Below are 2,829 nucleotides of genomic sequence, written 5' to 3' on the forward strand. Positions count from 1 at the left end.
CCCGAAGGGAAGCTATCGGTAGTTGCTAATACAGGTATATATCAGTATTTCGTAAAAGATCATTTAGGGAATGTACGATTGGTGATAGCCGAGAGTATGGACGAAGCTAAATCCGAAATACTAGAGCTAAATCATTATTATCCATTTGGAATGCGCATGGCAATGCACAATTCCAAGAAACTGGCCAATCAGTATTATTTATATAATGGCAAAGAAAAACAAGAAGAAACAGGGTGGTTGGATTATGGAGCTCGTCAGTTGGATGTTAGTTTGGGTAGGTGGATGTGTATGGATCCACTGGCGGAGGAGTATTATTCTCAATCTTTATATCATTTTTCTGGAAATAATCCTATCAGGTTTATTGATGATAATGGTATGAATTATGGGGATTATTATTCTCAAGACGGATATTGGATGTATAATGATGGTATTGATGATGATAAAGCATATGTGGTAAGTTCAAGTGGATCTTTTCAGGGGCAGGTAAATGTAACAGAATTATCTGTAAGTAACTCTGAATTATTACAGTTAGCATCTGTTTCTTATGGTGAATCTTCTACTGTTAATAATTCAACTGAAATGGCTGCAATTTCAAATACAATAATAAATAATATGAATGCTCGAGGAAATGGTGCAACAATATCTAGTACTATTGACGGTTTTGCTCTAGCAGCCACCGATGGCAATGCAAGAGTATCTGAATTTAATAATGCCACTTCATCACAAAAAAATGGAACTTCAAAGCAAAGTGCTTTAGCTGGAGCTATAAATGCTGTTACTGGAGGACAAGACTACTCTAATGGAGCTACACATTGGGCAGGAGATGATGTTGGTTCATCAAGAGAAAAAAGAGCAACTGGGGGGCTTCTTGTTACTAATCCTTCACACGATATTCATAGTGTTGGCAGTAAGAAGATAAATAATGCTCCTATAACAGAACATTGGGTACATAATGGAAGAAAAACTTCAGTGAGAGGTACATACTCATATATATGGGAAACTACAGCTGGATATGGAGGTAAGAAATCAAATGGTGCTATAACAGGAACTACCTTTATGAAAAAAACAAAATCCTTTTTGAAAGCAACACGTGCTCCAAGATATTAAATTTGAATTTATGTATAGAATTATAATTTTACTATTAATTAGTTTAAAAACTTTTTCACAGGATAAAAATCTAGATGATATTTATTCTAATATTAATAATAAAGAAAATTTATTTGAAGAAATATACGGAAAATTTTATTATACATCTTCTAATAGGGAAAAAGGTATCTATAAGAGTGAGTTTATTTTAGAATCAGAAACAAAGCAAGATATGGAGAGAATATATTATGTTGCGACGAACTTATTTGATACTCTATTTATAAATAAAAATATCTTCCTTCTAAAAGATTATTTTAAATATTATCCACTTAGTATGAAAATCTATTTCATACAATATAATGAGAAGCATTTTAAATGTATAACTGGGAAAGCTCAATCTGCTTGTGGATCAGGTTTAGAAAGAACATTTTATATGTTATTTAAGAAGAAAAACAATGATTATATTTTAATAAATTCATTTGAATCAAGGTTTGGTAATATAAAAAATATAGGAGACTTTAATGATGATGGAAAGCTTGATTACATGAAAATAATTAGAAAAGGCAAATATTACAATTTAGATTTTCGTGATTTAAAAGGGAATTCTTTGAATATGGGAAATATGATATTAGAATATAAGCTAAATGATAAATTTAAGATAATTAAAAATAATTTGAAGGATATAAAATTTAATTAGAATATAAGAGGGTGTCCAAAAATAAACGGACCCCCTTTTTTATTTTAAGAATTATAAGCCTGTCTAGCTTTAAAGTTTCTAACCCAAACACCAATATATTTTATCAAGAAAACGTTTGTTTGGTTTTATAATTTTGGATAAGACTCGGAGGTATCTCCTACTCCAGAGTTCTTATTAATTTAAGTTTTTGGGGTTGCATGGCAAGTAAGACACCAGGAAAGTAATTGGGTAGTTTGGTATTGTCTAGGGTAATATTCAATAAATCAGAAGAAGTTAAAAAACAATACTCTACTAATACAATAGAATCTCTTGCAAATTTCCTTAAAACACAAAAGAAATTAAACAAAATAACTATATATTATGTTCCTTTTTGATTAAATTAGTGGCAGAAAAGAAAGGTTCTTTGAGGGATAGTGGTACCTGTTCCATAAAATGAAATTTTATGGAATATATAATTTTGTGTACAAAGGCGATGGCAAATTAGATTATATTATCACTCCAGAAGGTAGATTGGTGAATACCTCAGAAACCGAAAATGAACATTTGGTGTATGAGTATTATCTAAAAGATCATTTGGGCAATACCCGAGCGACTTTCCAGATAAATGGAGAAAATCCAGAATTGGTTCAAAAATCGGACTATTATCCATTTGGAATGCAACTAAACCGTAACTTATTAAATAATGACAATAAGTATTTATACAACGGAAAAGAAATGCAGGACGATTTATTTGCCAATGGCAGTAAATTAGATTGGTTGGATTATGGAGCTCGTCAGTTGGATGTTAGTTTGGGGAGGTGGATGTGTTTGGATCCGTTGGCGGAGGATTATACCTCTTATAGTTCCTATAATTACTGTTTGAATAATCCTTTGAAGTTTATTGACCCTAATGGGATGTGGTCTGATTGGTTTCAAGATAATAAAGGAAATCAAACTTGGATTGATAGTTCCGAGGAGAGTTTTCATTTTAATGGTATTAAATATAGCAATATAGGGAAGACAAATTCAGTATACAATGAAGGTACAGGTTTTGTAAACTTTTATCA

The 2,829-nt window shown here is 31.2% G+C and carries 3 protein-coding genes; all 3 read left to right on the forward strand.

The genetic code is table 11. The annotated features are described in order from the left end of the window. A partial coding sequence (locus tag N4A55_RS14400) for an RHS repeat domain-containing protein (protein ID WP_293757594.1) occupies positions 1-1,107 on the forward strand: 1,107 nt, incomplete at its 5' end. Between the two features lie 10 nt (positions 1,108-1,117). Further along, positions 1,118-1,783, forward strand: coding sequence for a hypothetical protein (locus tag N4A55_RS14405; protein ID WP_293757595.1), 666 nt, complete (start codon positions 1,118-1,120; stop codon positions 1,781-1,783). A gap of 513 nt (positions 1,784-2,296) precedes the next feature. Next, a partial coding sequence (locus tag N4A55_RS14410) for an RHS repeat domain-containing protein (RefSeq protein WP_293757596.1) occupies positions 2,297-2,829 on the forward strand: 533 nt, incomplete at its 3' end.

This window comes from Vallitalea sp., assembly GCF_025211055.1.
Lineage (GTDB): Bacteria > Bacillota > Clostridia > Lachnospirales > Vallitaleaceae > Vallitalea.

What these genes read in the sequence shown, in the direction of transcription:
- N4A55_RS14405 (WP_293757595.1), top strand. Translation starts at nt 1,118, where the DNA reads ATGTATAGAATTATAATTTTACTATTAATTAGTTTAAAAACTTTTTCA.